Genomic DNA, 25,712 nt, shown 5'->3' with positions numbered 1-25,712 from the left:
TGTGGGATAGCTCTATCAAAATGAGACACAATCCACCAGAAAATTTATTCGTTCAATTCCTTCTTAATTTTTGCAGGTACTCCAGCTACAAGGGTATTGGCTGGTATGTCTGATGTTACCACAGCACCAGCAGCAACGACAGCATTTTCTCCTACAGTTACACCAGGGAGAATTGTTGCTCCTGCCCCTATCCAAGCATTCTTCTTTACAGTCACTGCTCCAGGCACTAATGTTTTCCTTATGGAAATCTCCACTGGGTGGTTTTCGGAAGTGATATTTACCCTAGGGCCAATCATCACTCCATCTTCTATGGTTATTCCACCCAAATCAAGAAAACTACAGGCATGGTTGATAAACACATTTTTTCCCAAAGAAATATTCTTACCATAATTGGTGTAAAACGGAGCAAACACCCTGGTGCTCTCATCGACCTTCTCTCCTATGATTTCACTCAGATATTCCCGAATTTCATTCACATTAGTAGAATTATTCAGTTGAGTGGAAAGAACTATGGTATGGTCTACCTCTTCAGATAGCTGTTCGAAACCTGGGTCATCCATTGGGATAGATTCCCCTTCTAAAAATCGATCAAAAATGTTCTTTTCAGATGATTGTGTTTTAATTGACTTGCCCATTTCCTTCAATATTTAGATTTCCCTGATAATAATTCAAGCTTATATAATATACATCAAAGCATATTAATCATTGCTTTAGTTGAGCTCGAACCACGATACAAAGGTCAGCAAAAAATGGGCTGGGGTAATAATGAATATCAAATCAAAAAATAAGAATTTCAAACATTGGCAATCCGAATATCCTTTGGAGTATTGCCTGTTTGCTTTTTAAAGAAATTGTTAAAGTAAGTGGGGTACTCAAAACCCAAAGCATAAGCAATTTCGCTAATATTCCAGTTGGTATGCTGAAGAAGAGCCTTCGCTTCGCTCAATATACGCTCTGTAATATGAGCTGTCGTTGGTTTACCCGTAACCTCCTTGATAGACCGGTTGAGATAATTGACATGAACAGAAAGATTGCTTGCATAATCCTGAGCCGTTCTAAGTTTCAAAGGGTTATCTGGAGTTTCGATGGGAAATTGTCTTTCCAACAGCTCCATGAAAACTGAGGTTAACCTTGAAGCTGCATTATGATGTTGATCATAGTTTTCAGATGGCTGCAATTTCATGGCCTCATGTAAAATCAAATAGATATAATTGCGAATCAAATCATCTTTATAGGAATAGTCAGATTGCTGTTCTTCAATCATTTTTTGAAAAATCCCATTTAAGAATTCCCTTTGCTGTTCCGTTATTTTAAGTATTGGAGTTCCTCCTAGTTTAAATAAAGGTGATTGTTGGAGAATATCTAAACGATCTGATTGCTTTAAGAAATCCTCAGAAAAGAGACAAGTGTACCCCACATACTTGGTAGAAATTGTCTCCCATGAATAAGGTATATGTGGATTACCAAAAAATAAAATCGTGCCTTCCTGCTCAAAACTACGATCAGCATAATGAATAACACTTTTACCAGTGGTCAGACAGATTTTATAAAAATCCTTTCGGCTATAGGTTTTAGTGGCATTACCATCCTTTTCAATTTGGAATATATTGAACCCTTTTAGTTTTAATTCATTGTTGAAATCGGAAACAGAGCGCTTGATTTTGGTATCCATATATTAAAGTTAAGAAATTCAAACCGAATATGTACAATCGCTAGTTTGGATTTAAAGTTCCCAATTACATTAAATCGAGCTAACCCGTGTTTGCAACGCAGGTTGCTATATCAAAGCATTTGTAATTCGGCTAATTGATTTAATGATTGAAGCGTTAAAAATGCTGAAATTAAAAAATCCTAGTTGCAAATGAGGACTAGATATCGTTTCTATGACAACCGGTACAGTTGTATTACTGGGTGTAGCAAATGCTACACCCAGTAACTAGGTTCAAAAAACACCTATTAATAACTATCCCCATATATCTCAAATACCAACTATTTTTCCAGATAAGCCTTAATTCCTGTGGTATCCACATTACCTTGGATGGACCAGGCAAAATCCAACAATAATTGTCCATCAAAGATCGTATCTGATCGACTGACATAGGAATTGCCCACGTAGGGTGTTTTTGAGGTGGAGGAAGTGGAAAGGCCATCTGGATTTACCGAAGCCATTCTATGACAGCTCATACAATTGGTCCTTACCCCGGCATAGGTATCTATTTTACCTTCTTCCGTATTTACAAAGCTGATAGCTTCATCAAATACCTTTGGACCGAAGCCCGCTTCCAAATATGGATTAAAAGCATAATTAGGAGTCCCGATGATATTTTCTCCAGAATAAGGCTCATTGGGATTTACCATATAATAGGCCACAGCCATAGCATAATGACGGGCTGGCCCTTTCAGTTCATCAGGCCTACTTTCCGCTATGGATTTTGAACTGGGGGCTGGTGGGTCATTATGATCAGGAGTCCACCAGAAAGTTTGCCAAGTCCAATTGGTGATTTCTCTAGAGGTCACATGCATCCCTATCAATATGGCTATATCCCCGGGCTTTGCATTGAACTGATTTCCGCTATTTTCAGAAAATTCTTCATTAAGAAAATAGGCATCTTCGTCATTCAACTTAAAATGGATAAAATCATCCAAGGGATAAATATCATTGGATATATTTCCATTATTATTTACATCCACCGTCACATAGCTACCCCATTCCTTTTCTGGAAAAGCTGCCAATGAATCTATAGTACCCGGCCAAGTAGCAATGTCAAACCTTGATTCTCCTCCTGAAGTAGGTAATAGTTTAAATACTGGCTTTATCGTAATGGCATCAGTTGGGAAAAAAGGAATCTCTGTCCTCCCTTCATTTTTGGCCATATTATAAAGGGTAGTGGCCATGAATATTTTATTTTCAATGGCATAGCTGGATGCCCCTGGACTATATGATACAGACTCAAAAATACTATCATTGACTGTTTTTTGCATTGCAGCAAAATGGGTGAATTGATTGGGGACTTTCAGGTTGGCCCTATTGGATCTTTTGATCGGTTCATTTTTAATGGAATCAATCATTTCCTCTGGAGTCAGCCATGTCTCAAAAACAAGCAAGTTTCTTGGATCTCCGGGAATTTTTTGATCGGTTTTGGCTGTAAGCCCAGCCCAAATTCCCCAGCCATGTAAATAGATTTTTTCGGTATCCATTTCATGAATCCACTGGTTTAGGACTGTTGAATCTTCCGGGAAGTTAAAACCAGGAATATTTAGCTGAGGAAATTCCGCAGGTGTTACCTTGTCATAAGCGAAATGCATTAGAGCGGTTTCAGTAACCTCCTTCTTTTGTTCTTTACAGGAGAACAGGCCTAAGAGCAATACCGTCATTAAGTGATAATGTGATTTATTTTTCATGATCATTGTGTTTGGTGAAAAAAATTGAATTAAATCGGCAATTTCATCTATGTCTATTCCCCCTATATTAAAGGCGGAAATAATGATTCTAGGCACACTAAAACTTGATCACTCCCTTTTTTTATACAATTCGAATTGACCTTCCTGATTTTAAAAAAATAATATGATTTGGATCAAATTATATTCCCAATCAGCCCATTAAACATTGCAATAAAATCTTTCAATTCAGAATCTTGTATATCATTGTATTTCAAGAGATTTTCCTCCTATCAACCAACAATTATTATAAATCTAAAAATTAAATTTTCATTTTAATACTATAAAACAAATATATTTCATTTCCAAAAAACAACCTTTGGTTTACAATTAACATTTATTCATTTTCTCATGGTTTTGATTTAAACCTTTGATCATCTTATATGTAATCCTAATTTTCATTGATGGAAAGTGAATATTAAACCGATCAATATGGATATTGTCTAAACTATATCCCAGCAGATAAAATTGATGACTTTAATTTTTCAAATAGTGATTTTAATGATCCTAACTGTGTTTTCAACAAAAGACCCAGTAAAAAATACGATCTTAGTCGATGGGATTGATCGGAGTTTTATCTTGGACTTACCCCAAAACCCGAATGACAAAATACCTCTTTTAATTGTCTTACATGGTGGTTTTGGCAGTGGGCAGCAGGCAAAAGATTCCTATTCGCTCACTCCTATATCTCATCAAAATGACTATGCTGTGGTCTATCCAGATGGCATTGACCGTAAGGGACGGCTATTGAATATACGAACTTGGAATGCAGGAGGCTGTTGTGGTTATGCTGCTAAAAACGAGGTGGATGACGTGAAGTTTATCAGTAAGCTTATTGATAAATTGGTGGCAGAACAGGGTATTGATCCTAAAAAAGTATTCGTTACAGGTATGTCCAATGGGGCAATGATGGCTTATCGCCTGGCCTGTGAAATTCCTGAAAAGATCAGGGCCATTGCACCAGTGGCAGGTACCATTCTACCCGTGAAAAGCTGTGGTTCAGCAGTGCCTATTATCCATTTTCACTCCAAGGAAGACCAAAATGTACCCTTGGAAGGAGGAAAAGGAAATGGGCCATCAGGCTTTGATTTCCCCTCTTTGGAAGAAGTCATCGCTAATTGGGAGGAAATCAATCAATGCGAAGAGATGGAAACCTTAAAAAACAATGGGTATACGCTATACCAATGGAATAAAGGTTCAGTGCCCATGAAATATTATATCACAGATGATGGAGGGCATTCTTGGCCAGGCGCAGAAGGGAAACCATGGAGAAAGGCTGATGCCCCCTCTCAAATTTTAGATGCCAATCATTTGATTTTTGATTTTTTCAATACCCTGGAGTAGTAAGTGATCTTTTGATTCTTTTTGACTTCCATTCAAATAAAGTAAAAGCAATTACAAACATCCAACAACACATTGATATTCAGCAAATAGTATATCCTCACTTACAACTCACACTCCTCATTATCGTTAATAACGTAATATTTCTTTTAACATAAACCCTAGCGAAAATGAAAAATTCAAACCCATCTGGAGTATTCCATGAAATACACGATATAAAAGTAGAAGAAAGGGAAAAGCCAATAATTAGCGATGATAGTGTAATTGTAAAAGTAGCAAAGACAGGAATTTGCGGAACCGATTTACATATATATCATGAAGGACTTGTTCCCAGAGGTTCTGTATTGGGGCACGAATTTTCTGGGGAATTGATAGAAATTGGTAAAGATGTACAGGGTTTAAATATTGGGGACAGAGTGGTCATCAACCCAATGTACAATGGTATTGGTCTTGGACTTGCCCCTGGTGGATTTGCCAAATATGTAAAAATAGATGCCGCAAAGCTCAACCAAAACATTTATAAAATCCCCGATAATATTGACAGCAAAAAAGGAGCACTGATTGAACCCCTATCAGTGGGCCTGGCAGCCATTAATATTACAGATGTACACCCCCAGGATAATATACTTGTAACAGGATGTGGCACCATTGGTTTGGTGACAATTGCTGGGTTAAAAAGTAAAGGAATAGATAATATTATCGCCTCGGATATCAGTTCAAAACGACTTGAACTGGCAAAAAAGGTCGGGGCAAAATATGCCTTTAACCCTTCCACCGATGGAAATATGAAGGATTTTGTTTCTAAAACATATGGTGAAGTAGACTCTTTAAACTATGCAGGTAAATTGCCCAATTTGACTGCCGTATTTGAGTGTTCAGGAGTGAGCGCTTTATTGGCCCAAAACATGGAATTACTGGCCCCAGATGGTAAGCTTACCGTTTTGGCCATATACAGCAAGGACCTTATTGTTGACCCCAATCTTGTGGTATACAAACGCTTGACGGTAAGGGGATCCTTGTTCTATAAACCTGAAGACTTTTTGGAGGCAATTGAACTCAGCAGCAATGGCAAACTGGATATTTCTCCACTTGTCACCCATCAATTTCCGTTGGCCGAACTGCCAAAAGCATTTGAGACACAAGCCGATGGATCTAAGTCCGTAAAAGTCCTGGTAGACTGTCAGGAATAATAAATTTTATTCCGGATTCGCAAAACATCCAAATAACAAAACCCGCCTTTTAAAAATGCGGGTTTTGTTATATAATGAAGCTTCAAATTTTAATATAAAGAAATTACTTCTAAGGATTAATGAATAGTTAGCCTGGAAAGTGTCACGGCCTAAAATTACTTGACACTTTTTTCATTAATCTTAAATCTAATGTAGAATATCTAGTGTCGAATATCTAACATTATTCTGGATTCCGAATATAAATCATATACTGCTACCAAACCTTCCTGGCCGGTATTATTGGGATAGGTCTCATATCCGCTAAATTCCTCACGGCTTTCCACATATTGAGGCTTATAGGTTTCATCCACCACATTCCAAATAATCAACATATAGTTATACCTGATCTTTTTTGCGCGCCCTTCTTCTAGCCAATTTTCAAAAAGTTCCTCACTAAGTGCCTTTGGATAATCTGAACCTTCAAACATATAATTAATCTAAGGGATAAATAATTTCGACCGAAGTTAGTCATCAAAATTTCCATTGCAAAGTAAAAAAAGTATTCAGTAGGGATTGTGGAGTATTGAGAAAGAAATGGACTAAGATGCTTGTTATGAGCAATTCTGCTTTTCACAGTAAAAATCCAAGATTTCCGTATCTTTGTGGCTCATTAAAACGATTTGTAAAAATGTCTGATATTATCCCTTGCCCAAAATGCGGCTGTGAATATACTTATCCAATGGATGCTTTGATGGTTTGTCCAGAATGTGCACATGAATGGAACCCTGATGAAGCAGTGGTAGAAGAAACTGGTTTGGTGGTCAAAGATTCTAATGGCATGGAACTACAGGATGGCGATAGTGTAATTGTAGTGAAGAATTTACCAGTTAAAGGTTATCCTCAACCTATCAAAGCGGGTACTAAAGTAAAAAATATCCGTTTGGTGGAAGGTGATCATAATATCGACTGTAAGATTGATGGCTTTGGTTCTATGGCCCTGAAATCAGAGTTTGTGAAAAAGGCATAATTTTTAGTCATGAGTATTTAGTCGTGAGAAACACTAGGCGCCTTACTTATAATATTAGATGGCAAACTCAGTATTTTTTTCCGTACTTAATACTCAATACTGACTAATTCCTCCAAAAGACTTTGGTAATCGTATTGTAAATCCTCATGGAGCCCAGAAATGAGCTTTTGAATCTTATTCAACTGCATTTGATAAAGGTTTCCAATCACAGGATGGCGAAAATCCATATAGCCGTTTTCCTTCAGTCCTCTGCAGAAGAAAGCAATCAGCTCAATCTGAATAGTTTTATCCTTCGTGAACTTCAGGTATTTGTTCAGCTTCCTTCTGATGGCTTGGGCTGATTTTTTGGCAAAATGAGCATGATCCAAATTGGCATTCTCAAATGCCTGCTGGAGTTCTTCTTCCACCATTTCCTGAAAAAATACTGGATTCTCCCTTCCGTAAACTTTAAAAAACAGAAACTGCTTATTGTCTGTAGTGAACTTTGCAGTATCCATTAACAAGGCAATCAAATCATCCTCTGAAAGATGGGAAAGCTCTTTTTTTATCTGGGCAAGGCTGGGGAGTTTCATAAACCAAAAGTCATCATTAAAGCCAAAAATATCAACATGAAGCCATCAATACTTCTTCTCACAGCCTTAAATACCTATCACAATTATACTAGTAGTAATTGATTTCATTAAATTTGAATATTATTTAAAACAAAAAGATGCAGGAATCCTGGAAATTCAAATTGAACAATACCCATTCTGATCCAAAAAATCTGATTGGGGAAACCATAGCCAAAGAGCAAAAGGAATGGGGCATTTTTATCTCCTTGTATGCAAAATTGGATGGGGCCATTGCTGAAGATATCTCATTGGAAGAAATCAAGTCAATTGGTACAGATCTCTCAGGAACAGTGATTCTAGCTTTTAATAAGATTTACTATAATGCCTGCCTGAATATTCATGAACAGGATAAGGACAAAATCAAACTGGATTATCAAATTGATACTGAAAAAGATGAAATTGTTTTCATTGGTCCCATGATACCAGAAAGAGGGATGGATGATATTTAGAGGTTAGACACAAGACATTAGACTTAACTCGTTACTTTTCAACTCAAAAATCCCACTTCGTACTTCTCACCTCGTTCTTTGTACATACATGGGGTTCTTTGTGCAAGCTTTGTGACCTTTGTGGTAGATTAAACAATAAACTATTGACCTTAAATAGCCCAATACTCCAATTGCTCATAAAGCAGCCCATTAATTTGAAAATCCGTTTCTTGCTCCTATCTTTAATCCCCAACTTTTAATACAACCTATAGAAAACCTTATAACATGACCAAGAAAATTAATGTGGCCATAGTGGGCACAGGATTTATCGGACCAGCCCACCTAGAGGCTTTGCGCAGAATTCCCAATATCGAAGTTACCGCATTATGTGAAGTGAATATCGAATTGGCCAAGGAAAAAGCCAACTTGCTAGGTATTCCAAATGCCTATCTTTTTGATGATATGTTGAAGCAAGATGATATTGATGTTGTTCATATCTGTACCCCTAACTTCCTTCATTATTCACAGTCAAAGGCAGCCTTATTAGCTGGCAAACATGTGGTTTGTGAAAAGCCATTGGCCACCAAAATTGAGGAAGCTGAAGAATTGGTAGCCCTGGCCAAAGAAAAAGGCCTTGTCAATGCAGTTCACTTCAACCTGCGCTATTATCCAATGGTTCGTCAGATGAAGACCATGAGAGAAAATGGTGAATTGGGAGATATTTATAGCATTATGGGCTCTTACCTACAGGACTGGTTATTCTTAAAAACTGACTATAACTGGAGATTGGAGCCGGACAAATCCGGTGATTCCAGGGCTATTGCAGATATTGGTTCCCACTTATTGGATTTGACTGAATATGTAACTGGATTAAAGGTTACTGAGGTAATGGCCGATTTCTCTACGGTACATAAAACACGTTTGAAGCCGTTAAAAGCCATAGAAACCTATTCAGGCAAAATGCTTCAGGAATCAGATTATGCCGAAGTTCCAATTGATACTGAGGATCATGCTACAGTAATGCTAAGGTTTGACAATGGCAATAAAGGTTCTGTGACCGTAAGTCAAGTCAACGCAGGTAGAAAAAACAGATTGAATATTGAGATCGCAGGTTCTAAATCCAATTTTGAATGGTGCTCTGAAAAGCCCAATGAGATGTGGATCGGTAAACGTGAAACGGCCAACCAACAATTGATGAAAGATCCTTCCTTATTTACCCAAGAGGCTGCTGGTTTGATCAGTTTCCCAGGTGGTCATAATGAAGGCTTCCCAGATACCTCCAAACAAATGTTCAAAGAAGTGTATGCTGCTGTTGCTGAAGGAAAGCAGCCTGAGGCACCAAGCTTCCCTACTTTTGCTGATGGATACAGGGAATTGTTGATTTGCGAGCGAATCATAGAAAGTAATAAAAAGCAGGCTTGGGTGAAAATCTAGGATTTGCAGGAATATAAGATGCTAAAGGCCTTTCCTGTTTATTGGGAGAGGCCTTTTTATTGAAATACCTATTTGATGGAGCTGGAAATACTATACCAAGACGATTATTATATTGCTGTCAATAAACCAGCAGGTATGATGGTGCATAAATCCAATATCGCCATGGAGGATGAACCTGTTTATGCCCTTCAAACCTTGAGAGACCAAATAGGCCTTAAGGTTTATCCCCTTCACAGGATAGATAGGCCGACTTCTGGCATTCTTTGGTTTGCCAAATCATCTGAGGCAGTGGCCCCTTTCCAAGAGCTCTTTACCAATAATGAAATTAAAAAATACTACCTCACCATTGTTAGAGGCTATACCAAGGAAAAAGAAGCGCTTATAGATCATCCATTAAAAAAGAAGCTAAAAAAAGAGTTGCAGGATGCCCAAACGGAATACCTAAGACTGGCAGAAGTTGAAATTCCTTTTGCGAGTTCCCCCAAACATGAAACTAGCCGTTATTCACTGGTAAGGGCCTACCCTCTCACCGGTAGAATGCATCAAATCCGTCGTCATATGGCCCATGAAAGGAATTATATCATCGGGGATAATACACACGGTGACAATCGCCAAAACAGATTTTTTCGAATGCACTATAATATGCACAATATGCTTCTACATGCTTGGCAAACTGAATTTATCCATCCCATAACCAAAGAAGTCATTCGGGTGAAAGCAAATCCACCTGACTACTTTATGCATATCGTTCAATCTTTTGGTTGGGGAAATAGCATAGCGTAGATAAAAAAACCGGCCCCCAATAAAGGCCGGCTTTTTACTCCACTAACCAAATCTATGTAATTTTTTACTTAGTGATCATGATCATGATCATCTTCTTCATGCTCTGCATGAATCTCAAATGTAAGATTCAGAACATCGTCTCCTGGAAATCGCTCTTCGTAGTCATCTGCATTCCAATCAATACGCTCAATCCCTGCCTTGGTAATAGGATCATCGAATTTTCTAAGTACATAAGACACCGCTTTAGACTCTCCCTCATTGGATTCTCCAATGATTAAATAACTTAATATTCCTGTGACTTCATATTTGCCATCCACGGCAGATCCATCTGCATATTCTTTTTCCCTAGCTTGGAAAATGGCACCAGATTCATCATCTGTATCAGGGTTCAGCACAAAATCCCCCCCTATTAAAAAGGCCTTGTATTGGTCTGCTGTAGCTTTATTCTTGATAAAATCTGACTCAACCCGGTTCCCTTGATAATCCCAAGCTTGCAGCTCAACCTTATAAATTACTTCTGGATCCAAGTGAAGGTGGCCACCACTTAAAGCATTTCCATCTGAATCAAATTCAACTGAAATGTGCTCTCCTTCTGTTGCCCCATCTATACCATGAAAATGATCCCCATGGGCACTGAGATGGTCATCCCCAGAAAGTGCTGTAAAAACCAAATTGGCCTTTTCAATTCCTTCCTGTGGAATCACCGGCTCATCATCTTCAGTACATGAAAAGGCCAGCAATGCAACGAACAATACAGGAAAAAACGATCTTTTGATAAACTGTGTCATAAATAGTTTGATTTAAGAAATTAAAATTGATTTATAGTGTTGTTAATAAAATGCAATAATGTTGCATATTTAAATTAGACATACATATCCAAGCTAATGAGCATTTTACCCATTAGATGCCTGGCCTAAACTTAAATTATTGAACGCTGTTCAATCCAGCTTTATACTAATTCCCTTCAGGGTTTGCCAGCCCTCTTTATCTGTAACCTTGATCATAAAATGATAATCCCCTGGATCTACATCTTTTGGTACAGTAATTTCCATGACTGCCTCATAGGTTTGAAAGCCTTCAGGAATAGGAAAACTTTCTATGAACAAATAGGGCTTTTCGGTAGTCTTTACCGGATCCATATTACAGTCATTCACTTCTGTGCTGTGGGAATGATGGTCAAAATTGTGGTGCACATCCAGGCTGTAACTACCTAATTCCACATTATCCTTGAATAAAGCTCTAAAAACAAATGTTTCTCCTCTTTTGATCACTGCACATTGGCTTGGAAAAGCCCCTAAAAAACTATTATCAATCTCAGGTGAAATCAAATCCTGTTCATCTTCATTGAACTGACAACTAGCAACCAAAAAAACAAAGATGAGCATGTAAGCAGTAAAAATTTCACGTATCTTAAGGTACTTCATATTGTCTCTTCGTTGATGATGTAAAAGTCTTCTTTAAGTTGTAAATGAGTTCCATTGGTATCTACCACAGTAAAGATAAAATCATAGGCACCTATTGGAGCATTTTCTGGAATGGTAAAATGCTTATGCACATTAGTGTTTTTCAATCCCTTATATTCATTCCATTCCACAAAATATTCCCATTCTTCTGTGTATGACTGATCCTGTTTTTGTAGCATTTGAACTGTTAGGGTTTTGATTTTTTCCCCAGCTACGATATCTGCATTGAAATGAAAGTCCTCCCCTACTTTTCCTTCTTTTCTATTATCATAACCAATCTCAATATTGCTAATCTGGGGATTGGCCAAATCTGGCTGTGCATCATCTTCAGAACAGGACGACATTGCCCAGCCAAAGCATAAAATCAATAAGATGCATACATACTTTTGTTCCATCATTTTATTTTTAAATATCTAATTGAAAGGAAATATTAAAACTTCTTCCCTGCTCGGGAAGGTCGATTAATCTATAGAAACTGGTATGGTTCAAATACCTAGTATTGGAAACGTTTCTAACTTGAAAATCAAATTGTAAGGGCGAATCGAACAAATTCAACTCGGCCCCAAACCTCAAATCCACCAGTTGGTATCCAGGAGTCATTTTCTCCGGTGGTACAATCTGTTGCTGTCTAGCTGTTAACCGATAATCTATGGCTAAATATGGGTTTTCCATGCCCAAGGACCATGATGGTTTATAAGTAGTGTTTAGCAATATTGAGGGCGGTGGTGAGAATGGTAAGGTGTATCCCTTTTTATCCCCAGAAAGCTGTTCACTATATACATATTCACCCAATAACTCTACATCCAAGTCTTTATTGATTTGGTGAATTACAGCAAGTTCACCTCCAAAACGGACTACTTCTGACTGGGTATAATTAAAAACCTGATTGCCTGCCCCGTATAGATAATCATATTCAGCTGATGGACTGAGGTAAATATAATTGGAGAAGTAATTCAAAAAAGGACTAAAGTCAATCTGCCACCTGTCTTCTTTAAATGTCACTCCCAAATCCAACTGGTAAGACTTCTCTGGGGCTAAATCAGCATTTCCTCTTTCGTATCGATAATAGTGATAATTCACCCCATTTGCACCCAATTCCTTGGCTATAGGCACCCTAAATCCTGTTCCAATATTTCCTTTGAAACTGAACTTTCCAGGGACGTAATTGAAGCCCAGTGCCCAAACCTGACTATTGAATGTTCTTGTACTAGCTTGAGAGCGGTACAAATAGTCAGAAGGCTGCTCCTCCTGCTCTTCAGTAGATGGAAACCAGTCCTGATATGCCTCAATGGCTATCCGGCTATAATCATATCGCAAAGCGCCCTGTACTTGCCACTCTTCATTTATCTTGAACTTGTCCAGGGCATAAAGTCCAAAACCACCTTTTCGAAAGGCAGGTATTAAAAATCCCCAGCCCCCGATCTCATTAATCTGCCACTCTCCACTGAGCCCAAACTGCAATTGGTGTTTATTAAGGAACCATTCATCTCTGGGCTGCATACTGAAGACTTTTTTGTCAAATGAACGTTCCAAAGTGGAGGGATAGCTCAATTCATCAGGGTAATTAGGCGGCATAAAACCATGATTAACATATTGGCTCCACTCCTTTCTTTCATTGAGCTGAAAGCCGAAATCAGCTTCTATGAGGTGCTTTTCAAATCGATAGGAAAACTGATCTACGAGCTTAAAATGTCCCACTTCCTGATGAGGTAAAAGTATATCCCTATTAGCACTATCATGCAATTCCTCATTGACATTGCGAGGCTCCAATCCATGGGCATTGGCAAAGAAGCCTGATTTCATATATACCCTTCCAGCGGTAAGGGTATTTTTCAACGGGCCTTCCAAATATCCTAGCTTAACAGACCAATCAAATTCTTTTCCTGCAGTATTTCGCACCTTGCCCTGATCTAAGGCGACGCCAAAGTCATATACATAAACCGTATCAGCGGGCACTTTAAAATCCCCGTAGGAAGCATAGCTGAAACGCATATCATAAAACCATTTTTCCCTACGTCCATAAATATTAGCTGAAGCCCCAAGCCAAGCCGTATTGGACTTGGCATTCAAAATAAGGCTTCCACCCTGACTTCCTCTGTCTGGAACAGGTTTGTCCTTGATATCTATCACGCCGGCTATAGCATCTGAGCCATAACTTATAGAGGCAGGACCTTTTATGATCTGCACTTGGTCGACATTATATTGATCCAATTCCAATCCATGGTCAGCGCCCCATTGCTGTCCTTCATGCTTGATACCATTCGTGAGCACTAGAACTTGATTAAAGCCCAATCCCCTGATCAATGGCTTGGATGTGCCTGAACCAATTCCGACCGTGCTTATTCCTGGCAATCTTTCCATTGTCTTCATTAAGCTATTGCCCCTGTTTTTTCGGAGATAATCTTTTCTGACAAATGAGATATTGGAGGATTCTTCTTTTATGATTTGCTCTAGATGATCAGAGACCATCACTTCGCCCAATTCATAGGTCTTAATTGCTTCTTTATTGATTGTAGAATCTTTCCGCTGCTGAAGTTGAGCATAAGCTGGAAAAGAGCCCATATCTAAATAGGCATTACCTTCTCGAATTAGCAAGGGATTTAATAAGGACAATAATAAGATGCTTTCTATAAACATAATCATAACCATAAACGCAACATTGTTGCAAATGTAATGATATTATATAAAAATGAAACAATGTTGCATATAAAAAGCACCCCATATTTAATATAATTTTATTAGTTGCCTCATTTTCATTTACTAATAGTTAGAAGAAAACCTAAGTATTTAATCAGGAACTAAGTCTGCCATAAATCAATTATATTTAGCTATCTAATTTTAAATAAAGCTCATGAAGAAAAACCTACTTTATTCATTTTTGTCCGGATTGGCATTAATGCCCGCTTATACTAATGCACAGCAAAATAAAATCGACCAATCCATCAAGGAAAAGGAAGCGATCTCCCATTTCAGGTATTTAGCTTCAGATGAACTAAAAGGCCGGGATGCTGCACGTTCTGAAATAGATATCGCGGCGAGATATATAGCGGAGCAATTCTGGAAATACGATGCTCGACCTGTTGAAGGAGCAGATAACTATTTTCAGGAAGTTCCTTTCAGGATCTCCAATCCTCCAAATGAAGGGGCCATAATATTTGGAGAAGAAACCTTGACTCAAGGTCAGGAAATTCTAGTTTTGGACGGCAAAGCCATTGAAGGGAAATATGAAACTGTCGTAGCTGGCTATGGCTTAGAAGAAGATTTAGAAGGTAAAGACATAGAAGGTAAAATTTTGATCGTTAGGGTTGGTGGACCTGAGCAGATGGGCCCTTCTCAGCTTTTTGCAGCAGGAAGAAAAAAACTAGCACTTGCTGAAGAAAAAGGAGCACTGGCTTTGATAGAGATGTACAATCTCCCTACCACTCCATGGAGCCTATTGACCAACTATCTGAATAAACCACAAATGACCATCGCCCAAGGTGATCCAAAGGAAGCTGGAATCCCTTATATCTGGGCCAAAGACCTTAATGGAAATTTGATTAAATCAATAGACCAATCTCCTGGTTCCGAAATTGACCTCAACATAAAAGGAAAGAAAAACCTATCTATAACCGGCAAAAATGTAATTGCCCAAATTGAAGGGACAGATCCAAACTTAAAGGATGAGTATGTCATGCTATCCGCCCACTACGATCACATAGGTGTGGGTAAGCCAGACGCAGAAGGAGACAGTATTTATAATGGCGCTAGGGATAATGCTGTAGGTACCGTAGCCATCATCAATGCCGCTAAATACTTTGCTGAAAATCCACCTAAGCGGTCCATACTACTTTGTGCCTGGACAGCCGAGGAAAAAGGGCTTTTGGGATCTGCTTATTATTCTGAAAATCCAATGGTCCCTTTGGACAAGGTGATCTATAATTTAAATATTGACAATGGTGGTTATAATAATACAGAAATCATCACAGTCATTGGATTTGGAAGAACTTCTGCAGACCATTTGATCAAGGAAGCTGTTGATACTTATGGGTTGAGGGTTACTGCTGATCCATCTCCAGAGCAGGGACTTTATGATCGTTCAGATAATGTCAACTTTGCCAAAAAGGGAATCCCTGCCCCCACTTTCAGCTTGGGATTCACAGCCTTTGATGCTGAAATCATGAAGTACTATCATCAGGCTGCTGATCAGGTAGATAATTTTGACCTGGATTATGCCATGAAATATTGGAAATCATACCTGCTCACTGCTGAAAATATAGCCAATGCTCCTGAGCAGCCAAAATGGATAGAAGGTGATAAATATGAAGAAGCTGGAAAACAGCTGTACGGAACGGAATAATCAGATACTTGGAGAATCATATGATTCAATTTTATATGAAATAGGGAGGTCAATAAGGCTTCCCTATTTTTTTGCTTCAGATTTAATACCAAGCCTTTTGAGCATACTAATTTTCCTTATAAGTATCTGATCCTTAATATTTTCATAAAACCATATTTTTTACAAAATTAGAATCAGATACAGACAAGTCAGATTGTGGGTTTTTATGATTATTTATAACTATAAAGACAAAAAATAGCTTAAAATAAATTATATTAATTCGATCTATAATACAAGACTACCCTTAGTGTACTAATCATTTCTGATTAAATGAAATAGAGCAAAAAAATTAACTTTTAGCATTATAAACCATAATAGTTATGAAAGTAAAAGCATATCTTTTGATCGTTTTATTGGTACTTAGCTGCTCCACTGTCTATTCGCAAGCCGAAAATGAACAACAATCAGCTGCTGAGCTTGCCAAAAAACTCGCCAATCCTATAGCTAGTCTCATCAGTGTTCCATTTCAACAAAACATGGATTTTGGAATTGGAGATCTAGAAGGTGCTCGTTATAATGTAAATATCCAACCCGTAATTCCCCTCAGCTTAACTGAAGATTTGAACCTTATTACCAGGGCAATTTTACCTATAATTACCCAGTACAATATCACTGAAACTGGCAGCAAGCAATCAGGCACTGGTGATATGGTTCTAAGTGGATTTATAAGCCCAAAAGAATCTGAGATAATTTGGGGTTTCGGGCCTGTATTTGCCATTCCCACAGCTTCAAATGACTTACTCGGAAGCAAGAAGTTTGGAATGGGCCCCACGGCTGTTGCTTTATATCAAGTAAGCGCTATTACTATTGGTGCTTTGGCCAACCAAATTTGGAGTATTGCAGGAGACAGTGAAAGGAATAATGTAAGTCAGCTATTTTTACAGCCTTTTATGGCCTATAACTGGCCATCAGGTGCTGGCGCAGGTTTTAATTTTGAACTTACCCAAAACTGGCAATCTAACAATACCACCTTATGGTTCAACCCTAACGTAAGTGGAGTAACAAGCTTGGGAAAACAAAAAATACAATTCGTAACAGGTCCACGCTTCAACTTAGCAGCACCTAACGGGGCAAAATCTGCATTTGGGATGAGAGCAGTAATATCTCTAATATTCCCAAAGTAGTATGTTAAAAAATAAATCAGCATATAATATTTTTCTGGTCATCATAGTCATTTTGACTTATGAACATGCTTACTCACAAGATGAAAGTGAGGGCAAAAAAACGATTATATCGTTAAATGTAGGAGATACTTTAATTTCTGATTCAACAAAAATAATTGAGGATGTCCCACTGGATATTGCACAGGACAGAGGTTTATTTATTGGCACACCGGACGGATCCATGCAGTTAAGGATTTTAGGTTCTGTAAGATACTTGGTGGTATTCGATGGAAGAAATTTAAATTCAAAGTATGGCTACAGCACCTATGAAATTCCTACTGGGGAGCTAAACACTCCCTTGCCTAATTATTTTAACGGACTTGAACAAACCCGTTTAGGGTTTGAAGTCACCAGAAAAACAGATGACGGGGATATTTTTATTCGATTGGAAACAGATTTCTTGGGAGTAAATGGCTTTAGAATTAGACATGCCTATGGGCAATACAAACACTTTCTATTTGGACAAACATGGAGTCTTTTTTCACATATTGGAGCTTCTCCCGCTACTGTCGATGTTGCAGGCCCTACCAGTTCACTTGTAACAAGAACACCCCAAATACGTTTTACCGCACCTAATCTATACAAAGGCTTTGATCTAGCCTTGGGACTAGAGTATACCATCCCCAATCTTAATTTGCCAGACTCATCTTCCTCGGAGACCTTCCAGCTCATTCCTAGTTTCACCACCAGAATCAACAAGAATTATGACTGGGGATCGCTTCAAGTTTCAGGCGTGATACCGGTACTCTCCGGTTTGGATTCTAATGATAAATTGCTTTTACAACCTGGATGGGGTATTTCTTCCTCGGTAGTTTTAAATTCTTGGAAAAATGGAAAATGGTACATTCAAGGAGTAGCAGGAAAAGCCATTACGAGATATTTTACTGACTTGAGTTCAGGAGGACTGGATTTATTACTAGCCCCACCAACAAATATTTATACACCGCTCTCCATAGGCTATTATGGCACCTATGAGCATAACTGGAATAATAACATGCTGTCAAGTTTAACCTATGGATGGGTTAATTTGGAGCAATTCAGTTTCACAGAGGAAAACACTTATCACAGAGCTCAAACCTTTCGAATGAACAGTTTTTGGGATATCACAGAGGGTACCAAAATAGGTTTTGAGACAATATGGGGAAACAGGATAAATAAGGACATGTCAAAAGGAAATGCCTTCAGGTTGAATCTATTATTCTATTATGATTTTTAAACCTGAGCCCCTTAGCCTGTGGACTTCTCTCAAAACCAAATAGATCCTTATCAAAATGAGAAAGGGATACTTCAAAAAAGCATCCCTTTCCTGTCTATTTATAACCTTTATATAATTATGATTGTTAATGCTGAATAGACAGGCTTCCGGAACTGGTTACGCCTTTCACGGTCATGCCTGAGTTATTATCAATCTTTAGAATTTTTCCTTTCTTTTGATCTCCTACCCTAAGGCTTCCACTGCTGGCCACCATATCAAAATTAAAGTCATCAAGGTTACTGGTGGTATTAATTTTTATGGAACCTGAAGAACATTTCAGATTGGTAGTCGAACTTAATCCTACATCGTTACCGCTTATGGAGCCAGAAGAACTGGTTAAACTAGCTACTTCAGTAATATCCTCCATGACAATCCTACCTGAACTTACCACAGCACTTACTTCTCCATCCACATCTTCTATACTCAATTGGCCACTGCTGGCCACTGCATTGATATTTCCTTCAATATCCTCTAGTTCGGCATGTCCAGAAGAAACCTTGCAATCTATGTTTCCTTCAATGTCCATCGCTTCAATATGCCCTGATCCAACAGCAAGGTATACTTGATTTACTTCCAGGTCATTAACCACCACATGGCCAGATCCTGCAGAGACTTTTAACTCCTCTGATTCAATATTTGAAACAAAGGCCTTTCCTGAGCCACTGGACACCTCCAGCTGAATTTCTTTAGGGCCTGTCACACTGATATATCCTTCATGTCTAAAATTTCTCCATGAATTCGTTTTTTTGCTTTGATCCCATTTCACAATCAGCTTGTCTCCCTTCACCTCGTAGCTAATTTTAACCCCATTTTCTCTATTAGTTTCCAAATAAGCACTCAAAGAAACATCACTGGCTCCTTCCTTGCCTTCATAGGAAACTTCGAGTGGACCACCATATAACTCCACCTGCTTTATTCCTGAAAATGATTCCTCAATATCAGATACCACGGTCATTTGGGAATAACCGCATCCTGGAAGTAGTACTGCCCATAATAACAGTGCTAAGGCCAATATGCTTGGTTTATCCTTCATCATTTTTTTCCTTTTGTTCGTTTTCCTGATTAATTGTTTGACCAAACCCGTTACTCATCACGGATAAAGTTTCGTGAGCCACCTTAATATTGTATTCGTAAGCCAGACTTTTATAATTTACCAAGTCCACTATCGTCCCGATAAAACATAAACCGACGGTAAAGAAATACAATATCCCAAGGCCTATTTGACCTAAAATAAAGCGATGAAGACCTGCAAAACCAAAAAAGCCCAGTAAAGCCAAGATCAAAACCATTTGGCTGTCTTTTCTTCGAGCCCTATAAACCTGTGCAAAAAGATTTGCCTGCTCATCATCCATGTTTTTTAGGATTCCTTGGATATATCCAAGTTCCATTCCTTCCAGTTCCGGAAGGTGCTTCAATACATTAGCCATAATAACTTGTTGTTTTTAATAGTTTCACCAATTCACTTATTCGAAAAGCAATGATCAACCAGGCTATCCCCCCCATAGGATGCATGTCAAAAGAGGCTGAAAATTCACCAGTTGAAAAGAGTTTCATGCTCCTTCCCAATCCACAACCCGGGCACCAATCAATCCCAAGCATATCCAGTGGACAAATACTAAAATGAGTCTGGGAATTGGGATCAATCAATAAAATACCCACAATCGCCAAACACCAAAATAGCAGTTCGAAGGGAAATCTTCTAAAGTGATATACTTTGCTTTTCATCTGAGACTTAAATTACGAAAAGGATGCCATTTCTTAAAAAGTGCCCTAATATCAAACCAGCCAACTTTCTAAAAATCCGTTGCTACATAAACGTACAAAATTTGACCGTTTACGGACACTCTCTGGTTACTCTTAAAAGAAAAAACTGTTGCTCAATATAGGATTAGGCAGTGAGAAATTCTTCATTCTCGATTCCTTTTGTAATTTTAGAGCAACTATCACAAATAATAGCCATCTATATGTTTAGACTGAAAAAAATCGCTGTTTTTGCGATAATAATTATATCCACATTGGCTTCCAATTCCATTAAGGCACAGGATTCTTTTGATCTCATAAGCCTCGAATCCAAAAAATTTTTAGGGAAATTCAGCATAGTCCCGGGCAGTGCCAAAAAGCTTACTGATCGAGCTGGATATGATAATCAACCCTTCTTTATCAATAACGAGCAGGTAGCCTTTTCTTCCATAGCCGATGCAGGTAATAGCGATATTATCCTCTACAGTTTTGATAAGGATAGCTTTACCAATATGACCAGAACAGATACAAAGAGTGAGTTCTCCCCGAGACTTACGGATTGCGGTCAATATATTTCTGCAGTTACGGTGGAGGAAGATAGTAGCCAGAGGCTTTGGCTGTACCCTATAAATTTTGGTGAACCAGAATTACTTTACGATGATATAGAACCTGTGGGCTATTATACCTGGTATAATAATATTGCTGCTATGTTTGTACTAGGAGAGCCCAATAAACTGGTGTACCCCCTAAGCCGCGAAAATGTACTCCCCATCGCTGAAAACATAGGACGAAGTATCCAAAAAAGGCCCAATACCAGTGAGATCACATATATCGATAAAAGTGCCAGTGTGGTCTTAAATGGGAAACCCACTTTTGAGATCAAATCCTTTGACATTGAAGAAAAAGTCAAAGGTAACTACGGAACGGCATTGACGGAAAGCGAAGATTTCATATGGATTGACAAAAACATGATGCTAATGGCCCAAGGTCAGGATTTATATGTAAAAAGAGTCAATAAAAGCCAAGATTGGGAAAAAATCGCCAAGGTCACCTTTCCTGGCTATGGTAATATCTCAAGGTTGGCCATAAGTCCAAAGGGCGATAAACTGGTGCTTGTTATGGAGCGATTGGACTAAAGCCATTAAAAAACCAATTAATTCAATTTACATTCATTGGTAAGGCCAAATATCAAAGCTTTCCTTTAATTCTAAAGCGGCAAAACCTATATTTGCAGCTCGTTTAGATTATTAGTAGCAAAACATAAATATGAACAACTTTATAGAAGAATTGCGTTGGAGAGGCATGGTTCAGGACATGACTCCGGAATTGGAAGAACACCTAAATAAAGGCATAACTTCTGCCTATCTAGGCTTTGACCCAACTGCCGATTCTTTGCACATTGGGCATATGGTAGGTGTAATGACGCTTTTGCACTTTCAACGTTCCGGACATAAGCCAATCGCCCTTGTTGGTGGTGCCACAGGTATGATCGGCGACCCTTCTTTCAAGTCAGCTGAGAGAAACCTCTTGGACAAAGAAACCCTTGATCATAATATTGCCTGTATCAAAAAGCAATTGGGCAAATTCTTGAATTTTTCCGAGGAAAAAGAAAACAAAGCAGAATTGGTCAACAACCATGACTGGATGTCCCAATTTTCTTTTCTTGACTTTATCCGTGATGTGGGCAAGCATATCACCGTAAATTATATGATGGCCAAGGACAGCGTAAAAAGAAGATTGGAAGAAGGAAATGGACTTTCCTTTACTGAATTTTCCTACCAGTTGATCCAGGGTTATGACTTTTACCACCTTTGGAAAAACAAGAACTGTACCATGCAGTTGGGAGGATCTGACCAATGGGGAAATATAGTAACGGGAACAGAACTTATCAGAAGAATGGACGGAGGTAGCGCCTTTGCCCTTACTGTTCCATTGATCACCAAGGCAGATGGATCCAAGTTTGGTAAAACAGAAGGCGGAAGTGTTTGGTTAGACCCTGAAAAGACTTCCCCGTACGCATTCTACCAGTTTTGGCTCAATGTTTCTGATGAAGATGCCACCAAATATATCCGCATATTCACGACTTTAGATAAAGACACCATTGAGGGCCTGGAGAAGGAACATCTTGAAGCACCACATTTGAGAATACTCCAAAAGGAAATAGCTAAGCAAATTACCATCATGGTACATTCAGAAGAAGACTATGAAATGGCAGTGAAAGCTTCATCTATTCTTTTTGGAAAATCTTCTACTGAAGACTTAGCATCCTTGGATGAAAGGACTTTTCTTCAAGTATTCGAGGGAGTTCCACAAGTGGAAATCAACCAATCAGAATTCAATGAAATAGAAGGCGTTTTAGATTTATTGGGTGATAAGGGACAAGAAGTAATATTTAAGTCCAAAGGCGAAGCAAGAAAAATGATCCAAGGTGGTGGTGTCAGTGTCAATAAGGTTAAGCTTGATGACCCTCAAACGACCATGGATGGCTTAGAACTTTTACAAGGAAAATACTTACTTGTTCAAAAGGGTAAAAAGAATTACTTCATTATTAAAGTTAATGGATAAGTCTCTTGGGGAGATCTTGTGGTCTCCCCTTTCTTTCAGTTTCAAAAAGATTTTTTTATCAATCTCCACTTCAAACAAACCATTTTAAAGTGCTATAATTCAATCAATTAACCAACAATACCTACACTTTCCACTCTATTTTTAAGCACACATATTTTCAATCTTTTATTATAAATTTAAATAAAGTTCAATAACTTTAAACCTTATTTAAACAACACCTATTCTTACTGAAATGGGAAAGTACGAGAGACAAAAGAAAGAGAAAGAGATATTAGATTCAGCCATTGGGCTTTTTGCTGAAAAAGGCTATCACAATACTAAAATGGATGAGGTAGCGAAGAAGGCCAAAATGAGTAAAGGCCTCATATACTTCTATTATAAAAATAAGGAAGACCTATATATGGCCGTTACCCGCAAAGCATTTGAAGAGCTAAAAGATGTTTTTAGGGAAGCCCAAAAAAGCAAGGGTAAATCTGGGTCAGAAATGATCACTATACTGGTGGAAAACTTTATCAATTTCACTGAAAACAATAAAATGTATCAGGATGCGATCCTGAATTTTATGGGAATCATGGATCAATACAATGATCCTGAAAAAAGAAAACAAATCGATCCACTTATATTGGAAAGCCCAAACTTCACAGAATTACTGGAAATACAGCATGACCCAGCCAAAATTGGGATACAGATCATTTCACATGGAGTGAGGGACGGCAGTATGCGACCTGATCTACAACCAGAGATCACCTTTTATACCGTATGGACCATGCTACTGGGATTTGAGCGTTTAAGAGGTCCAATAAATTACGATAATAAAGAAGTAAAAATCAGTAACGAAAACTGGCATAATGGTTTTATAAAATTGATCCAAGATATGCTAAAGGGGACAGTGCAAGCCCAAAGGCCAAAGGCTGTTCAAGGATCTTTATTTTAAATTTAGAATTTCTAAATCTGATATATTACCTCATCAAAAGGCCTGCTTTTTTGGAGCGGGCTTTTTGCATTTATTTACAAATGTCATTTGTACACAATAGTAATTAATAATTTAATCCCCTATTTGGTACAATTTTTCGGAAAATAAAACTGGAATTTGAAATCAATTCCAATAGATTTTTTAAATTAAGTTGTTTTTTAATCGAGCTATAAAATAAATAATTGATGGATTTATCAGCATTATTTGCTTTGAACAACCAAGTGGCAGTAATCACTGGAGCTAGCAAGGGCATCGGTCTTAGTATTGCCGAATTTTTCGCAGCGGCAGGCGCAAAAGTAGTCATTAGCAGCAGAAATCAAGAAGCCTTGGACGAAGTCGCATTAAGGCTAAACGATAAAGGATATGATGTGTTGGGGGTTGCGTGTAATGTTAGCCATCCAGATGAATTGGAACTTTTGGTAAACAAAACTTTAGAGGTCTATGGACAAATAGATATTTTGGTCAACAATGCAGGAATAAATCCATTTTGTGGTCCTGTCCATGACACCAGCATGGAAGTTTTTGATAAAATCATGGCTGTAAACGTTAGAGCACCATTTGAACTTTCTAAACTTTGTTTGCCCCATTTAAGGAAATCATCCAATGCTTCCATCATCAATATCAGTTCCATAGGAGCCATCACACCTGAACCGCAATTGGGAATTTACAGTGTTAGTAAATCTGCCCTACACTCACTCACCAAGGTTTGTGCAAAAGAATGGGGCAATCATAAAGTAAGGGTCAATGCCATTTGTCCAGGCGTAGTAAAAACCAAATTCAGCCAAGTTCTTTGGTCCAATGATCAGGTTATGGAAACCATCATGAAAAGACTGGCAATAAAACGACTGGGCAAGGCCGAAGAAATTGGTGCTCTCGCACTGTTCTTAGCCTCCCCAGCAGCATCTTACACCACTGGTTCGATATTCACGGTTGATGGTGGCTATACCAGTTAATCCTCCTCTTCCTGCTGATCTTCCACTTCAACGATTTGAATCTTAACGGCTTCTTTAATGGGCCTGATTCCTCTCCCTGTCTTTTCTGCTATATAATAGGTGATGCTGGCTCCAAACAAAAAAATAATTACCGAATAATATACCCATACCAATATTACCACCAAAGAACCGGCTGTGCCATAAGCACTGCCTATTTCACTGTTTCCTAAATAAAAGCCAATAAGGTATTTCCCCAAAGCAAATAAGACCATGGTGACAATAGCTCCCATCCAAACCGATCGCCATTTTACCTTTGCATCCGGAAGAATCTTAAACATCAATCCAAAAATAACGACCATCAGTGCCTGGGTAAACACAAAATTAGTTATGGTAGTAAGATAAAATGATGCTCCTTGAAATATCTTAGAAAGGTGATTGAAGAAAACCACAATCAAAGCATCTACCACCAAGGAAACCAAAAGAATGAATCCTATGGAAGCAACCATTGAAAAGCTCAATAAACGGTTAATAATAAACTTGACCAATCCCTTTTCCGGCTTTGATTTAATATGCCAAATATGGTTGATACTATTTTGCAGGCTTACAAAAACTGTGGTTGCACTAAAGGCTAGGACAGCAATGGCTACTAACTGGGCCCAAAAACCATCACTATCTATGGTGGCATTGTAAATAATGCTATCAATAGTTGCTGCACTTTCAGCTCCGCTTAGTTTGGAAATTTGAGCCAGTAATTCCTCCCTTACTGTTCCCTCATTATAAAAAGCGGCCCCTATATTAATCAAAATGATCAATACGGCAGGCATGGAAAAAATGGTATAAAAGGCTGTACTGGCGGCATAGGTCATTGAATCGCTCTTAGCAAAAGTTTGGACACTATCCTTTAATATCCTAAAAACAGTAAGCTTTTTTATTTTCCTTATCATATTCTAAAAATATAAACAGAAAAAAACCGGTACAAAAGATGTACCGGCATAAATGTTTAAATAATATC

The 25,712-nt window shown here is 38.3% G+C and carries 26 protein-coding genes; 13 read left to right on the top strand and 13 right to left on the bottom strand.

Features of this window, described 5'->3' with window-relative positions:
- Nucleotides 1–44: 44 nt before the first annotated feature.
- The 3 genes from KMW37_RS18670 to KMW37_RS18660 form a co-directional block, all read right to left on the bottom strand.
- The gene (locus KMW37_RS18670; RefSeq protein WP_215226170.1) at nucleotides 45–635 is read right to left on the bottom strand and encodes a DapH/DapD/GlmU-related protein; all 591 of its coding nucleotides are present in this window, start codon (nucleotides 633–635) and stop codon (nucleotides 45–47) included.
- A gap of 158 nt (nucleotides 636–793) precedes the next feature.
- Nucleotides 794–1,672, bottom strand: coding sequence for a helix-turn-helix domain-containing protein (locus KMW37_RS18665; RefSeq protein WP_215226169.1), 879 nt, complete (start codon nucleotides 1,670–1,672; stop codon nucleotides 794–796).
- A 317-nt stretch (nucleotides 1,673–1,989) separates the two neighbouring features.
- Nucleotides 1,990–3,402 carry a hypothetical protein gene (locus tag KMW37_RS18660; RefSeq protein WP_215226168.1) on the bottom strand — a complete coding sequence of 471 codons (1,413 nt, stop codon included), beginning with the start codon at nucleotides 3,400–3,402 and terminating at the stop codon, nucleotides 1,990–1,992.
- A 537-nt stretch (nucleotides 3,403–3,939) separates the two neighbouring features.
- On the opposite strand from KMW37_RS18660, the gene KMW37_RS18655 reads away from it, so the two are divergent.
- Together KMW37_RS18655 and KMW37_RS18650 are read left to right on the top strand one after the other, a co-directional pair.
- Nucleotides 3,940–4,782, top strand: coding sequence for an alpha/beta hydrolase family esterase (locus KMW37_RS18655; protein ID WP_215226167.1), 843 nt, complete (start codon nucleotides 3,940–3,942; stop codon nucleotides 4,780–4,782).
- Nucleotides 4,783–4,949: 167 nt separating this feature from the next.
- Entirely contained in the window at nucleotides 4,950–5,969 is a 1,020-nt protein-coding gene (locus tag KMW37_RS18650; RefSeq protein WP_215226166.1) for a zinc-dependent alcohol dehydrogenase, read from the top strand.
- A gap of 200 nt (nucleotides 5,970–6,169) precedes the next feature.
- On the opposite strand, the gene KMW37_RS18645 is transcribed toward KMW37_RS18650, so the two are convergent.
- Nucleotides 6,170–6,436, bottom strand: coding sequence for a hypothetical protein (locus tag KMW37_RS18645; protein WP_215226165.1), 267 nt, complete (start codon nucleotides 6,434–6,436; stop codon nucleotides 6,170–6,172).
- 200 nt (nucleotides 6,437–6,636) lie between these two features.
- Here KMW37_RS18645 and KMW37_RS18640 point away from each other — a divergent pair, with 200 nt between their 5' ends.
- Nucleotides 6,637–6,975 (top strand): zinc ribbon domain-containing protein YjdM, encoded by a 339-nt coding sequence (locus KMW37_RS18640; protein WP_215226164.1) that lies wholly within the window; start codon nucleotides 6,637–6,639, stop codon nucleotides 6,973–6,975.
- Between the two features lie 86 nt (nucleotides 6,976–7,061).
- Here KMW37_RS18640 and KMW37_RS18635 read toward each other — a convergent pair whose 3' ends face one another.
- Nucleotides 7,062–7,547, bottom strand: a complete 486-nt coding sequence (locus tag KMW37_RS18635) for a hypothetical protein (RefSeq protein WP_215226163.1) — start codon at nucleotides 7,545–7,547, stop codon at nucleotides 7,062–7,064.
- 137 nt (nucleotides 7,548–7,684) lie between these two features.
- Between KMW37_RS18635 and KMW37_RS18630 the strand changes: the two genes are divergently transcribed.
- From KMW37_RS18630 to KMW37_RS18620, 3 genes are all read left to right on the top strand, one after another.
- The gene (locus tag KMW37_RS18630; RefSeq protein ID WP_215226162.1) at nucleotides 7,685–8,035 is read left to right on the top strand and encodes a hypothetical protein; all 351 of its coding nucleotides are present in this window, start codon (nucleotides 7,685–7,687) and stop codon (nucleotides 8,033–8,035) included.
- A 264-nt stretch (nucleotides 8,036–8,299) separates the two neighbouring features.
- Nucleotides 8,300–9,448: a Gfo/Idh/MocA family protein gene (locus KMW37_RS18625; RefSeq protein WP_215226161.1), complete on the top strand. Its 1,149-nt coding sequence runs from the start codon at nucleotides 8,300–8,302 to the stop codon at nucleotides 9,446–9,448.
- Nucleotides 9,449–9,523: 75 nt separating this feature from the next.
- Nucleotides 9,524–10,231, top strand: coding sequence for a pseudouridine synthase (locus tag KMW37_RS18620; RefSeq protein WP_215226160.1), 708 nt, complete (start codon nucleotides 9,524–9,526; stop codon nucleotides 10,229–10,231).
- 68 nt (nucleotides 10,232–10,299) lie between these two features.
- Here the strand turns inward: KMW37_RS18620 and KMW37_RS18615 are convergent, their stop codons facing one another.
- The 4 genes from KMW37_RS18615 to KMW37_RS18600 all read right to left on the bottom strand — a co-directional run bounded on the left by KMW37_RS18615 (nucleotide 10,300) and on the right by KMW37_RS18600 (nucleotide 14,331).
- On the bottom strand, nucleotides 10,300–11,019 hold the full coding sequence (locus KMW37_RS18615) for a hypothetical protein (RefSeq protein ID WP_215226159.1): 720 nt from the start codon (nucleotides 11,017–11,019) through the stop codon (nucleotides 10,300–10,302).
- Between the two features lie 150 nt (nucleotides 11,020–11,169).
- Nucleotides 11,170–11,655 (bottom strand): DUF4625 domain-containing protein, encoded by a 486-nt coding sequence (locus tag KMW37_RS18610; protein ID WP_246581569.1) that lies wholly within the window; start codon nucleotides 11,653–11,655, stop codon nucleotides 11,170–11,172.
- A complete protein-coding gene (locus KMW37_RS18605) occupies nucleotides 11,652–12,092 on the bottom strand; it encodes a DUF4625 domain-containing protein (protein WP_215226158.1) in 441 nt (146 codons plus the stop codon). The genes KMW37_RS18610 and KMW37_RS18605 overlap by 4 nt, the downstream gene beginning before the upstream one ends.
- Before the next feature lie 7 nt (nucleotides 12,093–12,099).
- Entirely contained in the window at nucleotides 12,100–14,331 is a 2,232-nt protein-coding gene (locus tag KMW37_RS18600) for a TonB-dependent receptor (RefSeq protein WP_246581568.1), read from the bottom strand.
- Between the two features lie 214 nt (nucleotides 14,332–14,545).
- Here KMW37_RS18600 and KMW37_RS18595 point away from each other — a divergent pair, with 214 nt between their 5' ends.
- From KMW37_RS18595 to KMW37_RS18585, 3 genes are all read left to right on the top strand, one after another.
- Nucleotides 14,546–16,033, top strand: coding sequence for a M28 family peptidase (locus KMW37_RS18595; protein WP_215226157.1), 1,488 nt, complete (start codon nucleotides 14,546–14,548; stop codon nucleotides 16,031–16,033).
- Between the two features lie 359 nt (nucleotides 16,034–16,392).
- The gene (locus tag KMW37_RS18590) at nucleotides 16,393–17,196 is read left to right on the top strand and encodes a hypothetical protein (protein ID WP_215226156.1); all 804 of its coding nucleotides are present in this window, start codon (nucleotides 16,393–16,395) and stop codon (nucleotides 17,194–17,196) included.
- Nucleotide 17,197: 1 nt separating this feature from the next.
- The gene (locus KMW37_RS18585; protein WP_215226155.1) at nucleotides 17,198–18,451 is read left to right on the top strand and encodes a DcaP family trimeric outer membrane transporter; all 1,254 of its coding nucleotides are present in this window, start codon (nucleotides 17,198–17,200) and stop codon (nucleotides 18,449–18,451) included.
- A gap of 124 nt (nucleotides 18,452–18,575) precedes the next feature.
- Here KMW37_RS18585 and KMW37_RS18580 read toward each other — a convergent pair whose 3' ends face one another.
- From KMW37_RS18580 to KMW37_RS18570, 3 genes are read right to left on the bottom strand one after another with little or no spacing between them, the layout of a single operon-like run.
- Nucleotides 18,576–19,526 (bottom strand): DUF4097 family beta strand repeat-containing protein, encoded by a 951-nt coding sequence (locus KMW37_RS18580; RefSeq protein WP_215226154.1) that lies wholly within the window; start codon nucleotides 19,524–19,526, stop codon nucleotides 18,576–18,578.
- Complete coding sequence (locus KMW37_RS18575) at nucleotides 19,513–19,917, bottom strand: TM2 domain-containing protein (protein WP_215226153.1); 405 nt, start codon at nucleotides 19,915–19,917, stop codon at nucleotides 19,513–19,515. The genes KMW37_RS18580 and KMW37_RS18575 overlap by 14 nt, the downstream gene beginning before the upstream one ends.
- Complete coding sequence (locus tag KMW37_RS18570; RefSeq protein WP_215226152.1) at nucleotides 19,910–20,215, bottom strand: DUF2752 domain-containing protein; 306 nt, start codon at nucleotides 20,213–20,215, stop codon at nucleotides 19,910–19,912. Before KMW37_RS18570 ends, KMW37_RS18575 begins: the two co-directional genes overlap by 8 nt.
- A gap of 239 nt (nucleotides 20,216–20,454) precedes the next feature.
- Here KMW37_RS18570 and KMW37_RS18565 point away from each other — a divergent pair, with 239 nt between their 5' ends.
- The 4 genes from KMW37_RS18565 (at nucleotide 20,455) to KMW37_RS18550 (ending at nucleotide 24,721) form a co-directional block, all read left to right on the top strand.
- A complete protein-coding gene (locus KMW37_RS18565) occupies nucleotides 20,455–21,366 on the top strand; it encodes a TolB-like translocation protein (RefSeq protein ID WP_246581567.1) in 912 nt (303 codons plus the stop codon).
- Between the two features lie 130 nt (nucleotides 21,367–21,496).
- On the top strand, nucleotides 21,497–22,795 hold the full coding sequence (gene tyrS, locus KMW37_RS18560; protein ID WP_215226151.1) for a tyrosine--tRNA ligase: 1,299 nt from the start codon (nucleotides 21,497–21,499) through the stop codon (nucleotides 22,793–22,795).
- A gap of 232 nt (nucleotides 22,796–23,027) precedes the next feature.
- Nucleotides 23,028–23,729 carry a TetR/AcrR family transcriptional regulator gene (locus KMW37_RS18555; protein ID WP_215226150.1) on the top strand — a complete coding sequence of 234 codons (702 nt, stop codon included), beginning with the start codon at nucleotides 23,028–23,030 and terminating at the stop codon, nucleotides 23,727–23,729.
- A 224-nt stretch (nucleotides 23,730–23,953) separates the two neighbouring features.
- Entirely contained in the window at nucleotides 23,954–24,721 is a 768-nt protein-coding gene (locus KMW37_RS18550) for an SDR family NAD(P)-dependent oxidoreductase (RefSeq protein WP_215226149.1), read from the top strand.
- Here KMW37_RS18550 and KMW37_RS18545 read toward each other — a convergent pair.
- The gene (locus KMW37_RS18545) at nucleotides 24,718–25,644 is read right to left on the bottom strand and encodes a YihY/virulence factor BrkB family protein (protein WP_215226148.1); all 927 of its coding nucleotides are present in this window, start codon (nucleotides 25,642–25,644) and stop codon (nucleotides 24,718–24,720) included. The genes KMW37_RS18550 and KMW37_RS18545 overlap by 4 nt on opposite strands.
- Nucleotides 25,645–25,712: the final 68 nt, after the last annotated feature.

The sequence above is a fragment of the Echinicola shivajiensis genome (assembly GCF_018642165.1).
In the GTDB taxonomy this organism is placed as follows: domain Bacteria; phylum Bacteroidota; class Bacteroidia; order Cytophagales; family Cyclobacteriaceae; genus Echinicola; species Echinicola shivajiensis.
This window is presented reverse-complemented; position numbering and strand designations above follow the sequence as displayed.

Excerpts from the sequence above, each read along its gene's own strand:
- KMW37_RS18670 (WP_215226170.1), bottom strand. The coding sequence starts at position 635 with ATGGGCAAGTCAATTAAAACACAATCATCTGAAAAGAACATTTTTGAT.
- KMW37_RS18665 (WP_215226169.1), bottom strand. The coding sequence starts at position 1,672 with ATGGATACCAAAATCAAGCGCTCTGTTTCCGATTTCAACAATGAATTA.
- KMW37_RS18660 (WP_215226168.1), bottom strand. The coding sequence starts at position 3,402 with ATGAAAAATAAATCACATTATCACTTAATGACGGTATTGCTCTTAGGC.
- KMW37_RS18655 (WP_215226167.1), top strand. The coding sequence starts at position 3,940 with ATGATCCTAACTGTGTTTTCAACAAAAGACCCAGTAAAAAATACGATC.
- KMW37_RS18650 (WP_215226166.1), top strand. The coding sequence starts at position 4,950 with ATGAAAAATTCAAACCCATCTGGAGTATTCCATGAAATACACGATATA.
- KMW37_RS18645 (WP_215226165.1), bottom strand. The coding sequence starts at position 6,436 with ATGTTTGAAGGTTCAGATTATCCAAAGGCACTTAGTGAGGAACTTTTT.
- KMW37_RS18640 (WP_215226164.1), top strand. The coding sequence starts at position 6,637 with ATGTCTGATATTATCCCTTGCCCAAAATGCGGCTGTGAATATACTTAT.
- KMW37_RS18635 (WP_215226163.1), bottom strand. The coding sequence starts at position 7,547 with ATGAAACTCCCCAGCCTTGCCCAGATAAAAAAAGAGCTTTCCCATCTT.
- KMW37_RS18630 (WP_215226162.1), top strand. The coding sequence starts at position 7,685 with ATGCAGGAATCCTGGAAATTCAAATTGAACAATACCCATTCTGATCCA.
- KMW37_RS18625 (WP_215226161.1), top strand. The coding sequence starts at position 8,300 with ATGACCAAGAAAATTAATGTGGCCATAGTGGGCACAGGATTTATCGGA.
- KMW37_RS18620 (WP_215226160.1), top strand. The coding sequence starts at position 9,524 with ATGGAGCTGGAAATACTATACCAAGACGATTATTATATTGCTGTCAAT.
- KMW37_RS18615 (WP_215226159.1), bottom strand. The coding sequence starts at position 11,019 with ATGACACAGTTTATCAAAAGATCGTTTTTTCCTGTATTGTTCGTTGCA.
- KMW37_RS18610 (WP_246581569.1), bottom strand. The coding sequence starts at position 11,655 with ATGAAGTACCTTAAGATACGTGAAATTTTTACTGCTTACATGCTCATC.
- KMW37_RS18605 (WP_215226158.1), bottom strand. The coding sequence starts at position 12,092 with ATGATGGAACAAAAGTATGTATGCATCTTATTGATTTTATGCTTTGGC.
- KMW37_RS18600 (WP_246581568.1), bottom strand. The coding sequence starts at position 14,331 with ATGTTTATAGAAAGCATCTTATTATTGTCCTTATTAAATCCCTTGCTA.
- KMW37_RS18595 (WP_215226157.1), top strand. The coding sequence starts at position 14,546 with ATGAAGAAAAACCTACTTTATTCATTTTTGTCCGGATTGGCATTAATG.
- KMW37_RS18590 (WP_215226156.1), top strand. The coding sequence starts at position 16,393 with ATGAAAGTAAAAGCATATCTTTTGATCGTTTTATTGGTACTTAGCTGC.
- KMW37_RS18585 (WP_215226155.1), top strand. The coding sequence starts at position 17,198 with ATGTTAAAAAATAAATCAGCATATAATATTTTTCTGGTCATCATAGTC.
- KMW37_RS18580 (WP_215226154.1), bottom strand. The coding sequence starts at position 19,526 with ATGATGAAGGATAAACCAAGCATATTGGCCTTAGCACTGTTATTATGG.
- KMW37_RS18575 (WP_215226153.1), bottom strand. The coding sequence starts at position 19,917 with ATGGCTAATGTATTGAAGCACCTTCCGGAACTGGAAGGAATGGAACTT.
- KMW37_RS18570 (WP_215226152.1), bottom strand. The coding sequence starts at position 20,215 with ATGAAAAGCAAAGTATATCACTTTAGAAGATTTCCCTTCGAACTGCTA.
- KMW37_RS18565 (WP_246581567.1), top strand. The coding sequence starts at position 20,455 with ATGTTTAGACTGAAAAAAATCGCTGTTTTTGCGATAATAATTATATCC.
- tyrS (WP_215226151.1), top strand. The coding sequence starts at position 21,497 with ATGAACAACTTTATAGAAGAATTGCGTTGGAGAGGCATGGTTCAGGAC.
- KMW37_RS18555 (WP_215226150.1), top strand. The coding sequence starts at position 23,028 with ATGGGAAAGTACGAGAGACAAAAGAAAGAGAAAGAGATATTAGATTCA.
- KMW37_RS18550 (WP_215226149.1), top strand. The coding sequence starts at position 23,954 with ATGGATTTATCAGCATTATTTGCTTTGAACAACCAAGTGGCAGTAATC.
- KMW37_RS18545 (WP_215226148.1), bottom strand. The coding sequence starts at position 25,644 with ATGATAAGGAAAATAAAAAAGCTTACTGTTTTTAGGATATTAAAGGAT.